At 35.2% G+C, this 16,511-nt stretch carries 15 protein-coding genes and 1 pseudogene; all 16 read left to right on the forward strand.

All coding sequences use genetic code 11. The features are described from left to right. The 16 genes and pseudogenes from upp (at position 1) to IPH11_18425 (ending at position 16,398) form a co-directional block, all read left to right on the forward strand. Positions 1-639: a uracil phosphoribosyltransferase gene (gene upp, locus IPH11_18350; protein ID MBK6915526.1), complete on the forward strand. Its 639-nt coding sequence runs from the start codon at positions 1-3 to the stop codon at positions 637-639. After that, a complete protein-coding gene (locus IPH11_18355; GenBank protein ID MBK6915527.1) occupies positions 626-1,654 on the forward strand; it encodes a hypothetical protein in 1,029 nt (342 codons plus the stop codon). The genes upp and IPH11_18355 overlap by 14 nt, the downstream gene beginning before the upstream one ends. A gap of 85 nt (positions 1,655-1,739) precedes the next feature. After that, positions 1,740-3,911 (forward strand): annotated as a pseudogene (locus tag IPH11_18360) (bifunctional (p)ppGpp synthetase/guanosine-3',5'-bis(diphosphate) 3'-pyrophosphohydrolase). A 2-nt stretch (positions 3,912-3,913) separates the two neighbouring features. Continuing rightward, positions 3,914-4,351, forward strand: coding sequence for a Holliday junction resolvase RuvX (gene ruvX / locus IPH11_18365; protein MBK6915528.1), 438 nt, complete (start codon positions 3,914-3,916; stop codon positions 4,349-4,351). Between the two features lie 74 nt (positions 4,352-4,425). Continuing rightward, entirely contained in the window at positions 4,426-4,701 is a 276-nt protein-coding gene (locus tag IPH11_18370) for a hypothetical protein (protein ID MBK6915529.1), read from the forward strand. A gap of 2 nt (positions 4,702-4,703) precedes the next feature. Then, positions 4,704-5,423, forward strand: coding sequence for a BMC domain-containing protein (locus tag IPH11_18375; protein MBK6915530.1), 720 nt, complete (start codon positions 4,704-4,706; stop codon positions 5,421-5,423). Between the two features lie 14 nt (positions 5,424-5,437). Further along, positions 5,438-6,364 (forward strand): hypothetical protein, encoded by a 927-nt coding sequence (locus IPH11_18380; protein MBK6915531.1) that lies wholly within the window; start codon positions 5,438-5,440, stop codon positions 6,362-6,364. Between the two features lie 28 nt (positions 6,365-6,392). Further along, entirely contained in the window at positions 6,393-6,545 is a 153-nt protein-coding gene (locus tag IPH11_18385; protein MBK6915532.1) for a hypothetical protein, read from the forward strand. A gap of 109 nt (positions 6,546-6,654) precedes the next feature. Beyond that, on the forward strand, positions 6,655-6,996 hold the full coding sequence (gene tmk, locus IPH11_18390) for a dTMP kinase (GenBank protein MBK6915533.1): 342 nt from the start codon (positions 6,655-6,657) through the stop codon (positions 6,994-6,996). A gap of 14 nt (positions 6,997-7,010) precedes the next feature. Next, positions 7,011-8,663: a S41 family peptidase gene (locus IPH11_18395; protein MBK6915534.1), complete on the forward strand. Its 1,653-nt coding sequence runs from the start codon at positions 7,011-7,013 to the stop codon at positions 8,661-8,663. After that, entirely contained in the window at positions 8,660-9,466 is an 807-nt protein-coding gene (locus IPH11_18400; protein MBK6915535.1) for a sulfite exporter TauE/SafE family protein, read from the forward strand. The genes IPH11_18395 and IPH11_18400 overlap by 4 nt, the downstream gene beginning before the upstream one ends. Positions 9,467-10,010: 544 nt before the next feature. After that, the gene (locus tag IPH11_18405) at positions 10,011-10,580 is read left to right on the forward strand and encodes a cytochrome c3 family protein (GenBank protein ID MBK6915536.1); all 570 of its coding nucleotides are present in this window, start codon (positions 10,011-10,013) and stop codon (positions 10,578-10,580) included. 24 nt (positions 10,581-10,604) lie between these two features. Continuing rightward, positions 10,605-10,796, forward strand: a complete 192-nt coding sequence (locus IPH11_18410; protein ID MBK6915537.1) for a hypothetical protein — start codon at positions 10,605-10,607, stop codon at positions 10,794-10,796. Beyond that, positions 10,789-13,869, forward strand: coding sequence for a TAT-variant-translocated molybdopterin oxidoreductase (locus IPH11_18415; GenBank protein MBK6915538.1), 3,081 nt, complete (start codon positions 10,789-10,791; stop codon positions 13,867-13,869). The genes IPH11_18410 and IPH11_18415 overlap by 8 nt, the downstream gene beginning before the upstream one ends. Continuing rightward, the gene (gene nrfD, locus IPH11_18420; protein MBK6915539.1) at positions 13,869-15,242 is read left to right on the forward strand and encodes a polysulfide reductase NrfD; all 1,374 of its coding nucleotides are present in this window, start codon (positions 13,869-13,871) and stop codon (positions 15,240-15,242) included. The genes IPH11_18415 and nrfD overlap by 1 nt, the downstream gene beginning before the upstream one ends. Next, a complete protein-coding gene (locus IPH11_18425; protein ID MBK6915540.1) occupies positions 15,235-16,398 on the forward strand; it encodes a DUF3341 domain-containing protein in 1,164 nt (387 codons plus the stop codon). The genes nrfD and IPH11_18425 overlap by 8 nt, the downstream gene beginning before the upstream one ends. Positions 16,399-16,511: the final 113 nt, after the last annotated feature.

Here is a 16,511-nt window from a genome sequence, read left to right on the forward strand (position 1 = left end):
ATGAGTAATATCAATAATAACTTAAAGCTGATTGAGCATCCACTCGTCAAAAGAGATTTAACAATTATTCGGGATAAAAATACGAGCACTGAAAATTTTAGAGAAGCCGTTAAACGAATTTCAAATATTCTTGCTGCCGAAATCTCAATTAATTTTGAAACAATCCAGATTAAAATTGAAACACCGCTCGAAAAAACCAATGGATATAAACTTTTACACGATGTTGTTCTTGTTCCTGTATTACGAGCAGGGCTTGGAATGGTAAATGGTTTTTTAGAATTAATCCCCGATGCAAAAGTCGGGCACATCGGGTTACAAAGAAATGAAGAAACTTTAGAACCAGTAGAATATTATTATAAAACACCAAAGAACATTAATGATTCAATGGTCATTCTCCTCGACCCGATGCTTGCAACCGGTGGAAGTGCGTCTGAAGCAATTAAGTACCTTAAACAACGGTCTGCTTCAAAAATTATTTTTGCTTGTATTGTCGCTGCACCTGAAGGAGTTTCAAAACTTCAGCACGATCACCCCGACATAAAAATCTTTGCAGCTGCTTTAGATAGAAAATTAAATAACAAAGGATACATTCTACCCGGATTGGGTGATGCAGGAGATAGGACATTTGGTACACTTTAAATATATTTTTTTAGCATTCATTTTCTTTGCAGGGCTTTCATTCGCTCAGAAATATCCGGATGATAAAATTCATACTATCCTTACACAAGGTATTCAGGAAATAATAAATCAGAACTATGATGCTGCCCAGACCAAATTTGAGAAGCTCAAGAGTGATTACCCGAATATTCCTTTAGGAAAAATTTATCTTGCTGCTGTAGAAATAGCCAGATCGTATGATCAAGCTGAAGAGTTCAACGATCAACTGATAATGAATTATCTTGATGAAGCAGAAGCCCAATCAGAAAAACTTTTGGCAAAGGAACCACAAAATGTTTGGAATAAATATTTTCTTGCTTTAGTAAAAGGCTACAATGCTTACTACAAAGCACTAAATGAAAGCTGGATCCCTGCTTTTTCCAAGGGTATGAGTTCTGTCTCGGATTTTGAAGATTGTCTGGAAATAAATCCTGAATTTTACGAATCATACATAGCAATTGGTGCTTATAAGTACTGGAGCAGCAGTAAAACAGAATTTATCAATTGGCTTCCGTTTATTTCTGATGATAAGGACAAAGGAATTGATTATTTAAAAAAGGCAATAAAATATTCTACTTATAATTCATATCTCGCAGCATATTCACTTATTTGGGTTTACATTGATCGTGAAAATTTTGGTGATGCTGAAAAAGTTGCAGAGGATGCTCTGAAGAATAATCCTGGAAGCCGATTATTCAAGTGGAGCCTTGCAAGAATTTATGAAGAGATTGATAAAAAAAGAGCGATTAATCTTTACTATGAAGTTTTAAAATCTTACCCACCCGAGGGATTAAAAAATCATATTAATGCGGTAGTACTTAAGCACATTATTGCTCAGCTTTATTATAAACTTGGACAAAAAGAAAATGCACTTCAAATATGCAATGACATTCTTGCGATCAAGGACTTTTCTGAATTTGCAGCGGATAAATTAGACAGTCGTATCGAACGAGTTAAAAAATTAAAAAGAAAAATCCTGCAGGATATGGAAGATTAATTTCTGCACTGAAAAACTGCTGACTTTCTCATTTCATTTAAAAGAAGTATTTTAAAGCCAAAATGAATTTTAATGGCTTTAAATAATGCCTTCAACCAATTCAAAAAATAAAAAATATCTCGATGAATTATTGACTGCGTGCAATAACAATTTGTCCGCAGTAAATACAGATTTAATAGTTAAGAGTTTTGAATATAGTTTCGAAGCTCATAAAGATGAATTGCGTGCTTCCGGCGAGCCATACTTTACCCATCCTTTTCACGTAGCTTTAATAGTTGTTCGCGAATTTCCACTTGATGATATTTCAGTAGCTTGTGCCTTGCTTCATGATGTACTTGAGGATACAGACGTAAATATAGATATTCTTTCCAAAGAATTTGGAAAGGAGGTAGCCGAAATTGTTGATGGCGTTACAAAAATAAGCGGGATATTTAAAGGTCACGAAATTACAAAAGCTGAAAACTATCGGAAGCTTCTTCTTTCAATGATAAAAGATGTTAGAGTGATACTCGTCAAGTTTGCTGATAGACTTCACAACATGCGCACTCTTGAATTCGTTAACCCGGATAAACAGAGAAGAATTGCACAGGAAACACTTGAAATATATGCACCGTTTGCCAATCGTTTTGGTTTGGGAAAATTAAAATGGGAGCTTGAAGATTTATCCTTTAAATTTCTAAACCGCGAAGCTTACGATGAACTTTCACGGAAAGTTAAAGGTAAACGAAAAGAACGTGAATCATACATTAGTAAATTTACCGAACCTATTGAACTGAAGTTGAAAGAGTATAAAATTAAATACGAAATAAATGGACGCCCAAAGCACCTTTATTCTATTTATCGAAAAATGTTGAGACGTAATAAACCATTCGAAGAAATTTATGATCTCTTTGCCATCAGAATTATTCTTGAAACTGAGGATACGAACGAATGCTACACAACTCTCGGAATTGTTAATCAAATTTACCTGCCGGTACCGGACCGATTTAAAGATTACGTTTCAATTCCAAAGACAAATAATTACCAATCTATTCATACCACTATTGTTGGGCATGACGGCAGATTAGTTGAAATTCAGATTCGTACAAGAAAAATGCACGAAGTAGCGGAGAAGGGTGTGGCAGCCCATTGGCGGTATAAAGAAAATAAAAGTGCCACGGACAAAGACCTTGACAGCTGGATTAACTGGGTTCGGGAAATTTTTGACAATGCTTCTCGTGACGATGCAAGAAAAGAATTACTTGAAAGTTTCAAACTAAATCTTTATCAAGATGAAATTTACGTATTCACTCCCAAAGGTGATTTAATTCGTTTACCCGTCAGCTCCACTCCGGTTGATTTTGCGTTTGAAATTCATAGCAAGGTGGGTGAACACTGCATAGGAGCAAAAGTAAATGGCAGAATTGTTCCTTTAGATTCGGTTTTGCACAGCGGAGATCAAGTAGAGATCATCTCTTCTAAAACCAACATCCTAATAAAAGTTGGTTGAAGTTTGTTACTACCCATAAAGCCAAGTCTGCTATTCGGAAGTGGATTAACTCAGAAGAGGAAGATATAGTTTTAGCGGGAAAGGAAATTTGGGAAAAAAAGATAAAAAAAATGAAACTTAATTTTAGCCAGGAGGATGTAATAAAACTTGCTGCAAGCACGAAGTATGAAAACACAAAACATTTTTTTATTGCGATTGCACAAGGTGTGTTAAATCTTGATGAAGTATTAACAACTTCAAAGGAAAAGGAGAAAAAAGAAAAAGTTTCAGCCGTTCTTGAATACAAAAATTTTGTTAATGTTGCTCGCAATGATGCTGGTGGTGTGCTAGTTGACGGCGAAAGCGGGGGGCTCTTATACACTTACGCAAAATGCTGTAATCCTGTGCCTGGCGATCCGGTTATTGGCTATATAACAATTGGCGAAGGCATTAAAATCCATAGAAAAACTTGCAATAATCTTCTGCAAATTTCTGAAAAAGATCCAACAAAACTTGTTTCAGTGCAGTGGCCCAAAGGGGAGGGTTCTCTTTTTGTCGCTGGAATAACATTAATGGGTGAGGATTCTCCCGGTTTACTAAATGAATTGTCTCACACTATTGTTTCCTTTAAGAATACTAACATCAAATCAATTAATGTCAACACAAATGATAACACATTTGAAGGTAGCATAACCGTTTATGTTCAGGATCTCGATCACCTTTATAATTTAATTGAACGACTTAAAAAAAGTTAAAGGTGTCTATTCAGTTGAGCGGTTTGAAGGTTAACAATGAGTGAAAACCTTCCGATAGAATACAAGAGAATCTTAGCAATCGATTATGGAGAAAGGAGAATTGGTACAGCGCTTTCAGATCCGCTTAAAATATTTTCTTACCCTTTTAAAACTTTAATTAATGATAATTCTATTTGGAAAGAATTGGGAAAGATCATTTTAGAGCAGGATGTTTTTTCGATTGTACTTGGTATTCCATCAGATGAGGATAAGCCCGGATCTATTCATAACAAAATTTTAAAATTTAAATTGGATTTGGAAAGTAAGTTTAAACTTGAAGTAAAACTTTGGGATGAAACATTCACTTCTGTCATTGCGTTTGAGAAAGTGCTTGAATCAGTAAATAAAAAATCAAAACGACGGGATAAAGGTTTGATTGATAATAATTCAGCGGCAATTATTCTTCAGGAATTTCTTGAAAAGCTTAAAAAATAATTGCCAATGCTTAAATTGATAATTAGAAAATTAAGAACTATTTTCCATAAAATAAGTTTAGAAGGAAGTTAATCGTGACTCAAAACTCGCTCGGAATAATCGAAACACACAGTTATGCTTGGGCACTAAAAGTTTTACAAAATTTGCCGGAAACCAGGTCAATAAAATTTATAAAGATTGAAACCTCAGGCGATAGTATCGTATCAGTTTTCTTTGAGGGTGAACTTGTTTCTATTAAAGAAATGATAGACATAAATTCTGAAGTTTTAAAAAAAGAAAATCAATTTATTACTTCGCTGATCATTCCGAAACCTCACACTGATTTAATTAAATATTTAAAAGAAAAATAATTATGGACCAAATCATCGGAATATTAGAGACAAAAGGGTTAATCCCGGCTGTGGCTGCCGTTGACTCTGTGCTAAAAAATACTGACGCTACTTTCCTTGGCTTCGAATTTATAGGGGACGGGGTTGTTGTCTCAAAATTTTCAGCTCCGCCTGTTTCTATTGATTTTGTTTTGAAAGAAGCTAAAGAACAAGCTGAAAAAAACGAAGGTTACATCGCCTCAGTTTCTATTAATATTGATAATGAAAGAATTCAAAAGATATTATTGAATAGTAAACGATTTAACTCTCACAAAATTCCCGATGAAATCGCTGTCAAAAAAATAGCCCCATCCTTTGTAAAAAATAATGATTCATTGGATGAGAATATTAATTCGGAGATAAATATCCCGCCAATTAAAATTAAAAAAACTGTTAAGCAGCCCGAGCCGGTAAAATCCAGACAAAAAGCCGAGCAAAGCACAACGAAAGAAGAAAATTTATCAAATCATTCTGAAACGATTGAAAGATTAAAACGAGAAGCATTGGGCCCAATTTATAAAAAGGAAGATCTAAAAAACGAGCCTTCCGTGGAAAAAGAACTACCAATTGACCCTGAAAATATGAATGTTCATGAATTGCGGCACTATGTAAGAGGCATTAAAAATTTTCCAATTAAGGGACGCCAAATCTCACGTGCCAATAGAGATGAATTAATTGATCATTATAAATCACTTCAAGATTAGAAAGTTAAAACCTCTTGAAAATTAAAACCCCACAAAACCTTTCTGTTATAATTATTTCTGTAATTTTTTCAATAATTATTTGGGGTTCTATTTCTTTGTCCAGTGATTACTTTGCAGTCATCGAAGTGCCGTTAAAACTCGTGAATATTCCCAAAGGACTAACTAGTGGCTCTGTAATGCCGGATAAAATTTTAATCAAGGTTAAAAGTAAAGGCTGGAAGCTTATCTCTATGAATGTGGCATCTCCTGCCGAGTTTGTTGTTCCGCAGTCAGTTGATAGTGGATTCAAGTTCATCAATCTAAATAATTATTTATCTGAAAATAATTGGCTCTCGGAAGATATGCAGGTTATGGATATTATTCCGGATACAATCTCATTCTATATCGAATCAATCGGTACAAAAAAATTACCGATTGAAGCAAATCTTAATCTTAACTTTAAAACTGGCTATGGATTAGCATCGGAGATTAAGTTCATCCCTGATTCTGTAATGGTAACGGGACCAAAAAGTATATTAAAAAAAATGAAATCGATAATCACTGAGCGAAGCACTTATAATAATTTATCTGAAAAAATTGTTGAGCGCATTGAAGTAAAAAAACTTAGGGGATTTTCATATTCTGCAGATAATTTGTTAATGAGCCTTGATGTTCAAGCTATTATAGATAAATCATTCGAAGAAATACCAGTTAAAGTTTTAAATGTACCACCGGATAGGGAGGTTGTGTTAATACCCAATTCAATTACAGTAAGTGTGCTAGGCGGTATTGAGGTTTTGGGGAAATTATCAGAAAATGATTTTAGTGCAAGTATAGAGTACGGCGAGGTTGTGGTTGATTCAACAGGCACAGTAGCACCTGAAATTGATTTCCCTGATAACACACAATTGATCTACATAAAACCTGAAAGGCTTCGATATGTCATTACTAAATTTAATTAAAAAAAATAATTTGCAAAGAGCATTCTAGATGTTTATTACTTTTGAAGGAATTGATTTCTGTGGTAAGTCCACCCAGGTTGAACTTTTAAAAAGATATTTATTGCAAAGAAATTTTTCTGTTGAAGTAATTCGAGAGCCGGGAGGGACCGAGATATCTGAAAAATCAGGGAGATTCTTTTAGATAAAAAATACAGCAGAATGTTTATGGAGACTGAGCTTCTGCTTTTCTCTTCTGCACGTGCTCAATTGGTTCGAGAAAAAATAATTCCCTTATTACAAAAAATATTGTAGTGATTTCAGATAGATTTCACGATTCATCAATTGCTTATCAAGCTTATGGTAGAGGAATTGATATTGAAGTTGTGAAAAAAGTTCAACAACTTGCAATTGGAAATACTATCCCTGATTTAACTTTTCTAATTGATATACCGGTTGAAATATCTCATCAACGGAAAAAAAAATCAGGAAGAGCTGAACTTGACCGGATAGAAAATTCAGAAACTTCTTTCTTTCAAAAAGTACGACAAGGTTACCTTCTGATAGCATCCGAAGAAAAAAGATTTCGTGTAATAGACGGTACAAAATCAGTGGCAGATATCCACGAAAAAATAATAAAAGAAATTAAAGCTTGATTGAGGATTTAAAAATGAAAAAAGAATTTTGGTCTAAAATAATTACCGCTATGTTCGTCATTGTAATATTTTCCGGATTTTTTAGTGGCAACGACGATGTCTATTTGAAAATTTCAAAGAACATTGATCTGTTCACCAGAATTTATAAAGAAATTGCACTTAGTTATGTGGACGATGTTGATCCTGAAGAATTTATGAAAGCAGGTATTAATGGAATGCTTCAAACTTTAGATCCTTATACTGTTTTTATTGATGAAGATAAAAAAGAGGATATTGATCTTATGACGAACGGTAAGTATGGAGGAGTAGGAATTTCGATTGGCGTTCGTGGCGATGATGTAACAGTCACGGAAGTAATGGATGGTTATTCCGCTCAAAGGCAAGGAATTAGAGTCGGAGATATTTTAATTAAGGCTGCGGATAAAAAAATTTCATCTGAAAATGTTGATGATATTTCATCCCTCGTTAAGGGTGAGCCTGGTACGACCGTTCAAATAGAGATTACAAGGAATGAGAAAAAAGACACTTTGATTTTTAATTTGATTCGCGAAGAAGTAATTCTTAAAAATTTAACTTACTCCGGTTTCTTTCCCGAAAACAGTGGAAATGTTTATTTGAAATTATCTAACTTTAGTAGAACTGCAGCCGACGAAATTAAAAGTGCAATCAAGCAGTTGAGTGCTCAGAAAAATATCGAATCAATCGTTCTTGATTTAAGAGGGAACCCCGGCGGGTTGCTCGATGTAGCAGTTGACATCTGTGATAAATTTTTACAAAAAGATCTTTTAATTGTTACTACAAAAGGCAGAGAAGAATTTGCAGAAAAAAAATATTTTTCCGAGCAGGAACCGATCGCCGACGATCCTAAACTTGTTGTCCTTATTGATGGTGGTAGCGCTTCTGCCTCTGAAATTGTTGCCGGTGCCATTCAAGATCATGATAGGGGAATTATTGTAGGAACAAAATCTTTTGGAAAGGGTCTTGTGCAAACCATTTCTCCGATTGGAATAAATACATCACTTAAAATCACTACTGCCAAATATTACACACCAAGCGGAAGATGTATTCAGAAAATTGATTACTCAAATAAAAATGATGATAAGTTGAATGAAAATAAATTCAATGCGGAAGCTTTTACTACTGATAATAACCGCACTGTTTTTAGCGCCGGAGGAATCACACCCGATTCCACGGTTGAATTTCAAATCCAAGGCGGCATAACAAAAGATTTACTTGCAAAAGGATTATTCTTTCAATTCGCTGATGCATATTACTACGCACATACGGATCAAAAGTTTGATAATCTTCAACCGAAAACTTTACTGAAAGATTTCGGGAAATATCTTTCCGAACAGGATTATCTTTATCATTCGGATACTGAAAAACAAATAGATAAAATAATTTCTGAAATGAATAAAGCTGAGCTGGATAAGCAAACCGAAAATGATCTGAGGAAAATTCAAGAAAGAATCGCTAAAGTTGATGAGGAATCTTTTAAAAAATATGAAAGCGAAATTTTACTTGAAATTAAAAGCGAATTGGGAGTAAGGTACCTTGGTGCGTCTGAAAAAGTAAAAATGATGCTTGAAGTTGATCCACAATTTCAAACTGCTTATAGAATTTTGAACAGTCAAAATCTTTATAAAAAACTGCTGCACTCAAATTGATGGCCGCAGAACTAATTATTTTTTCGATCGCAGTTGGAATTGGTGCGGGTATATTAATTGGTATGCTTGGAATAGGGGGCGGCATTGTCTTCGTCCCATTTTTTTATTTTATTCTTCCCTCCTTTGGCATCACTCAAGAATCCATCCCTTATTTCGCTATTGGGACATCGTTATTATCCGGGGCAATAGCAACTTCATATTCTGCGGTTAACCATTTTCTAAAGAAAAATCTTAATCTCAAAAAGGCTATTATACTTTCTGCCGGTAGTGTAATTGCATCTATTTTGACTCCATATTTTGTAGTTCATACAAATGCTTCAATTTTGCATGGAATATTTGCTGTCGTTTTTATTTTCGTAGCGCTTAGAATGTTATTTTTTAATGGCTCCAATAATAAATCAAGCAAAAAAATAATTTTACCAAAATTATATTTATTTGGATTTGGTTTGATAATCGGGACAGTTTCTGCTTTTTCGGGGATAGGGGGTGGATTATTGTACTTTCCAACTCTTGTTTATTTATTTAATACAGATATTAAACCGGCAATTGGGACATCTTCGTTTGCAACGGCAGCAACTATGATTTTTTCGGCACTTTCTTTCAGTCAGCAACAAAATAATTTTTCTATAGAAGGCAGCATTGGATATATATTGATCGTCCCGGGTCTGCTATTAGGTGTGTTCGCTTCAATTGGGAGCTATTTTGGGATAAAATTGGCTATTAATTCAAAAGACAAACTCATAAAAAAAATATTTGCTGTTGTTTTGATTATAGCTGTACTTAAAATAATTTTAGGTATATGAAAACTCAAAATATTCTCGTGCGAAAAAATCCTGTTTATGAAAATTGTCCCTCGTGCAAAGAGTCAAATTCTCTCAATCGTTCCAAAGCAAGAAATATTTTTGAGAGGGTAGTAAAATATTTTACCTTTTATAAAATATATCGTTGTAAAAAATGTGGGTGGAGAGGATATAAAACTACGCTGACTATCACTGCAGGGTCGGTTTTAAATTTATTCTTTTATATAGGGTTGATGGTAGTAGTAGCAATAATTGTGCTTCAGATTTTAAAACGATTTATTTAATAATAATTTGGACTCTAACTTCTTTGGTCATATAAGAATAAAATATTTCAAAAATTATATAAAAATCTTTTTCATTCAACCTGAATTTTTTGTTTTAACATCAACTATTTATAATTTTACCCCTAAATTTTTTAGCAGTTAGTAAAATTTGTAGTAGAGCCATTCCGGTATTTAAAAATACGTTTAGTCTAAACTATTTGAAAAAGGGAGTTCTAATCTCCATCAACAACCAAAGGCTTGAAATCCAACAATATTAGTTAAATATGAAAAAACAATTTTTGGATTATGTACTTCGCAATCGTCTGCCAGTTCTCGTCTTCGTGATTCTTGCTTCGTTTGCGTTAACTTATTTCGCTTCCAGAGCAGAAAGAGACAGCGTCGGGTATTCACCGGTGCAGCCGATTCTTTTCTCCCATCAATTACATGCCGGGCAGATGAAAATTGACTGTCAGTATTGCCATATTGGAGTAGAAAAATCCCGTCACGCTATGATCCCTTCAGTCGCAACTTGTATGAATTGTCATTCTGTTGCGCGAAAGGATAAACCCGAAATAATAAAATTAACCTCTTACTATAAAGAGAATAAGCCGCTTCCGTGGAAACGCATTCATAAGGTTCCGGAGTATGCTTACTTCAACCATAGTGTTCATGTGAATAAAGGAATTGATTGTACCGCTTGTCATGGACCTGTAAATCAAATGGACAAGGTTTCACAAGTCAGTTCTTTCACAATGGGGAGCTGTTTAAATTGTCATCGTAATGCTCATACAACATTGCCGGATTTAAAAAATGTAAATCTGGGACCGCAATATTGTTCAGCCTGTCACAGATAATTTTGGAAATATGATGGATCTAAAATGAGTAACATAAAAAATAAAATCAGTCGCAAGAGTTTTTTTGTAAAAGGTGCATTAGCCGGTACAGGATTATTCATAATAAAACTATTTCCTTTTAGAATTTTTAAATCAGAAAAAAACGAAGGGAAAGTGATTGTTAAAATAAATCCGCTTGCAATTAGCAGAAAAAAAATAGGTGGTACTAATGTCTGATCTTTACAATAAAAATGAACAAAACACACCCGATGAAAATTATTGGAGAAGTTTTAAAGAGCTTCATAGCGATAAGGAATTTATTGAAGCAACACACAAAGAATTTTCTGAAGAACAACAAAATAGTTTTGACCTGAAGGAACTTTCGCACCTTTCTCGACGCAAATTTTTAGCATTGCTTGGCGCTTCGGCTGCTCTTGCCGGCGCAGGTTGTTCTGATTATAGAGATAAAGGGGAAATTATTCCATATACCGATAAACCCGAAGAGATCATTGCAGGCGTTCCAAATTATTATGCTTCCACCTGTACAAGTTGCAACAGTGCTTGCGGTATTTTAATTAAAACACGAGAAGGACGACCAATTAAGGTTGATGGTAATCCTGATCATCCGGTCAGTCAGGGTAAAATTTGCGCAAAGGGGCAGGCAAGCATTCTTAGCCTCTATGACCCTGAAAGAATTTCTACACCTAAATTGAAATCAGAATTTGGATTTACCGATATTACCTGGAAGCAATCTGATGATGCAATTATAAAAATTCTTGACTTTGCCGGTTCAAATGAAATTGCTTTGATCTCCCACAAAATTTTATCGCCCACAACTAAAAAGTTACTTAACGATTTTACCGCGAAGTATCCAACAGCAAAAATTTATTCTTACGAACTTTTTAATGAGGAAATCAAAAACTCGGCATGGAAAAAATGTTACGGTGATGGATTTTACCCGTTGATAAAATGGAATGAAGCTAAAATAATTCTTTCTCTTGAAGGCGACTTCCTCGGAACTGAACAAGACAAAGTTGAAACCACAAGAATGTTTTCTGAAAGCAGAGACGTTAATGATCTAAATAAGTTTAGCCGCTTATATGTTGTGGAAGGAAATCTTTCGCTTACAGGAATGAATGCTGATTATAGATTTCGACTTAGACCCGATGCTCAACTTGAATTTGTGCTTTGTCTATTAAAAGAATTATCCATTCATGGCATATCAGCCGGTGGTTTAAATCTTGCCAACTATTCGCTAAATGCTTTTGCGAAAAAATATTCACTAAATGAAAATAAACTGAAACTTTTAGTCAAAGATTTAATTGCAAATAGAGGTAAGTCTATTATTTACGCAGGCAGTACTTTACCTGAAGATATTCACCTCGCTGTAAATTATTTAAACGATCTGCTCGGCAGCAAAAACTTATATCGGACCGACTCAACTCAAAATGATATTATTCCGCTTTCAAATAATGCTGAATTAAATGACTTAGTCCTGAACATGAGAGCAGGAAAAGTAGCTTGTTTAATAAATCTAAATTCAAATCCAATTTATCATTTACCTGAAGATCTGGGATTTCAAGATGGATTAAAAAATGTCCCAACTATAATCAGTCTGGTTGAATCAGTAAATGAGACTTCAGAATTATCTAAGTATGTTTTACCCATTAACCATGATTTTGAATCGTGGGGTGACTTTGAAGTGCGAAATAATTTTATTTCACTTCAACAGCCTGTAATTGCGCCACTTCAAAATACAAGACAAAAAGAAGCCATCCTTTTAACCTGGGTCGGGGGAGATACAAATCTATACAATGATAAAATTTATCATGATTATTTGATAAAGCGATGGGAAGCGGAAATCTATCCTCAACTGAATTCCGTGATGAGTTTTAAACAATTCTGGTTTGCAAGTCTCCATGATGGAGTTGTTAAACATACAAGTTCTAATTTAACCATCGGCGATTTTAACACTTCAATATTAAATGAAGTTAACACTACTTTAAGAAATTTAAGTGCTTATGTTTTAATATTGAAAAATAGCTATACAATTGGGGATGGAAGATTTGCCAATAATGGATTTCTTCAAGAATTACCTCATCCGGTTTCAAAAATTACGTGGGATAATTATGCTGCGGTTTCAGAAAAAACTGCAAAGGAAAATGGACTTGGTGAAAATGATTTAGTTTCAATTTCCGTTGATGGAAGGAAACTTGAGATCCCTGTTTTCGTTCAGCCTGGATGTGCTGATAATACTATTTCAATTGAATTAGGTTACGGAAGAACAGCCGCCGGAATTGTTGGAACCGGTGTTGGCTTTAATGCTAATGTACTTTGCTCACACAAAGCTAATTCATCAAAAATTTATAGCTTGGGTAAAATCGCGAAAGCCGCAGGAACTTACGAGCTTGCCTCAACTCAGGAGCACCATGCTTTTGATAATGAATTAACAAAGGACATCGAAAAGAAAAGAAAGATCATTCAGGAAGGGACAGTAGCACTTTATTCTAAAGATAAAAAATTCCTGAAAAAAAATAACGAACACGAATTAGAAAGTGTATATGATCCTCATCCTTATCCCGGTTTAAAATGGGGAATGTCCATTGATCTGAATAAATGTACGGGCTGCAGCGAATGTATCACCGCTTGCAACGTTGAAAATAATGTTCCGGTTGTCGGGAAAGATCAGATTCTTAAAAGCCGCGAAATGATGTGGCTACGTATTGACAGATATTATTCGGGTGAAATTAATGAGCCGCAAGTAAGTAATATGCCAATGCTTTGTCAGCATTGCGATCAAGCTCCTTGCGAAAATGTTTGTCCGGTTGTTGCTACTAACCATAGTCCGGACGGATTAAATCAAATGGTCTATAACCGCTGTGTCGGTACTCGGTACTGTTCAAATAACTGTCCTTACAAAGTCAGAAGGTTTAACTTCTTCAACTTCCGTGATCATTTTAGGGATGGCTATCAGGAAGGTGAATTACTATCGCTTATGTTTAATCCAGAAGTAACTGTTAGATCACGCGGGGTGATGGAAAAATGTACGTTTTGCGTTCAACGAATTAGTGAAGCTCGCGCTGAAGCTACAAGGAATGGCAGACCGATCAAAGGCTCGGATGTGCGCACCGCCTGTCAGGATGCCTGCGGTACAAATGCAATTCAATTCGGCGATATCAATAATAAGGAAGAAGAATTTTATAAATATAGGAATCATGATCTTGGCTATTATGTACTTGAAGAGCTTAATGTTAAACCAAACGTTACATATATAGCCAGACTCAGAAATACTCATAGGGAGGAAGTTTAGTGAACGTAGATTATTCTCGAGAATTACCCACCATTGAGGGGAGACTTTCACTTGCAGAAATCGAAAGGTTGGTTGCTGCACCTCTCGAATCCAAACCTGATAAGAAATTTTACATTGCATTAAGCATATCAGGAACTTTTTTGTTGATCGGAGCAATTTGTCTCGCAATAAGTTTCTATTATGGTACTGGAATGTGGGGAAACAATCAGCCTGTCGGATGGGCTTTTCCAATCGTGAACTTTGTATTCTGGGTTGGTATAGGTCATGCAGGCACATTAATTTCGGCAATACTTTTCTTATTACGGCAAAAATGGAGAACCGGAATTGCCCGCTTTGCAGAAGCAATGACAATCTTTGCAGTTATGTGCGCTGGAATTTTCCCTATTATTCATACCGGGCGTCCATGGCTGGCAGGTTATCTTACGCCATATCCTAATCAACATAGTTTGTGGGTTAATTTTACTTCTCCACTTGTATGGGATGTTTTTGCAGTTTCAACATATTTCACTGTTTCACTTGTGTTCTGGTATGTTGGTTTGATTCCTGACTTTGCGACCATGCGGGATCGAACAGTTTCTAAATTGAGAAAAACAATTTATTCAATCTTCAGTTTAGGGTGGAGGCATTCAAACAGGCATTGGCAGCATTACGAAAAAGCTTATATGCTTTTAGCAGGATTTGCCACACCCCTTGTTCTTTCTGTTCACACAATTGTTAGTTTTGATTTTGCTGTTTCAATTATGCCCGGCTGGCATACTACAATTTTCCCACCATACTTTGTCGCTGGTGCTATTTTCTCCGGCTTTGCAATGGTGGTTACGGTGCTGATTTTTGTGCGAAAGATTTTTGATTTACAGCATATTATTACTATCAATCATCTTGAGAAAATGAACAAAGTTATTATTGCTACTAGTATGATGGTGGGATATGCTTACGCCATGGAATTTTTTATAGCCTGGTACAGCGGTGTACCTGCGGAACAATTTGTTTTTATCAATCGGGCATTTGGACCTTATGCTTGGGCATACTGGATAATGGTTTCTTGTAATGTAATCTTTCCGCAATTCTTCTGGATTAGAAAAATCAGAAGAAGCGTACCAATTATGCTTGTGATAGTAATTCTCGTAAAGGTAGGTATGTGGTTCGAGAGATTTGTGATAACAGTTACATCTTTAAGCAGGGATTTTCTTCCTTCAAGCTGGGCTTATTATAAACCAACTATGTATGACGCAGGGATTCTTTTAGGAAGTTTCGGATTATTCTTTACGCTTGTAATCTTATTTACGAAGGCTTTACCTGTCGTTTCAATTTCTGAAATTAAAGCTGTTGCCGATGGAGCACAACCCGTTCATCACGGAGGCAGCCATGAATAATAAAAAACTTTTTGCTGTTAGTGCTCTCTTTGATGATCCAAATAAAATTATTAAAGCCGCTTCAAAAATCTCAGAGAGTGGTTATACAAAATATGATGTAAACACACCTTACCCTGTCCATGGTATGGACAAAGCAATGAAACTGAAACCATCAAATCTTGGTTTTGTCACTTTATTCTTCGGGTTATCAGGAACCGCAATTGCATTGTTATTTATGTACTGGACTATGTCAGTTGATTACCCCATGGTAATTGGAGGTAAACCATTTTTTGCACTGCCGGCTTTCATCCCTGTAACTTTTGAACTAACCGTTTTATTGGCCACTCTTTCAACTGTAATTGGAATGCTCGCTTTTTTCTTTAAACTTCCTGCAAATAGTCATCCCTTACACGATACTGATTACATGCAAAATGTTTCTAAAGACAAATACGGAATATTTGTGGAGTCAGCCGATCCTTTATTTGATGAAAATAAATTAAGAAATCTATTTAAAGAACTTGGAGCAATTAAAACTGAAGATATTTTTATACCTGAAGAAGAAACCTATCCGGTTTTTCAACCAAAATTTCTGATTTTATTATTTATTACTGCATTAGTTGTATCAGGTGGAACTTATTTCACCTTGAACAAGCTTATGTACACTTTACCATTCAATTGGATGATGGAACAGGGAAAGCTTAATCCGCAAAAGGGGAGTGTACTTTTTGCTGATGGATTTGGAATGCGAAAACCAGTCGAGGGAACTGTAGCTCGTGGATTTATTCCATACCCTTACAAAGGTGAATCGAATCCTCCGCAAACATTGAGTAACCCATTGCTGCCGACTAAAGCGGTTCTCGAATTAGGTAAAAAGAAATTTCTAACTTTTTGCAGTCCCTGTCACGGAAATTTTGCTGATGGTGACAGCAGGTTAAATGGTCAATTTCCAAATCCACCTACCTTACATTCTGAACGAGCAAGAAATTTTAGTGACGGTATGATATTTCATATTATAACTAACGGACAAAATGTGATGCCTTCTTATGCATCACAAATTACAAGAGAAGAGCGCTGGGCAATTGTAAATTATGTGAGAGTACTTCAGCGTTCAAAAAATGCTTCTGATTCAGATTTATTATTGAGTAAAGAGGAGAGTTCAAAAAATGTCGCAAAATAAATATCTGAAAAAAGAACTGCCTGCAAGTTTAAATAAGATCGGTTGGGTTCTCTTAGTTGTTGGAGCGGCATTGGGATTGCTCGGATTTTATGTTGATCATACAAGAGCAGTAT

Source organism: Ignavibacteriales bacterium (genome assembly GCA_016709155.1).
Classification (GTDB): Bacteria; Bacteroidota; Ignavibacteria; order Ignavibacteriales; family Ignavibacteriaceae; genus JADJEI01.

Bases quoted from the DNA above. Each gene is read 5' to 3' on its own strand.
- upp (MBK6915526.1), top strand. From the start codon at position 1: ATGAGTAATATCAATAATAACTTAAAGCTGATTGAGCATCCACTCGTC.
- ruvX (MBK6915528.1), top strand. From the start codon at position 3,914: ATGAGTGAAAACCTTCCGATAGAATACAAGAGAATCTTAGCAATCGAT.
- IPH11_18375 (MBK6915530.1), top strand. From the start codon at position 4,704: ATGGACCAAATCATCGGAATATTAGAGACAAAAGGGTTAATCCCGGCT.
- IPH11_18385 (MBK6915532.1), top strand. From the start codon at position 6,393: ATGTTTATTACTTTTGAAGGAATTGATTTCTGTGGTAAGTCCACCCAG.
- IPH11_18395 (MBK6915534.1), top strand. From the start codon at position 7,011: ATGAAAAAAGAATTTTGGTCTAAAATAATTACCGCTATGTTCGTCATT.
- IPH11_18405 (MBK6915536.1), top strand. From the start codon at position 10,011: ATGAAAAAACAATTTTTGGATTATGTACTTCGCAATCGTCTGCCAGTT.
- IPH11_18410 (MBK6915537.1), top strand. From the start codon at position 10,605: ATGAGTAACATAAAAAATAAAATCAGTCGCAAGAGTTTTTTTGTAAAA.
- IPH11_18415 (MBK6915538.1), top strand. From the start codon at position 10,789: ATGTCTGATCTTTACAATAAAAATGAACAAAACACACCCGATGAAAAT.
- IPH11_18425 (MBK6915540.1), top strand. From the start codon at position 15,235: ATGAATAATAAAAAACTTTTTGCTGTTAGTGCTCTCTTTGATGATCCA.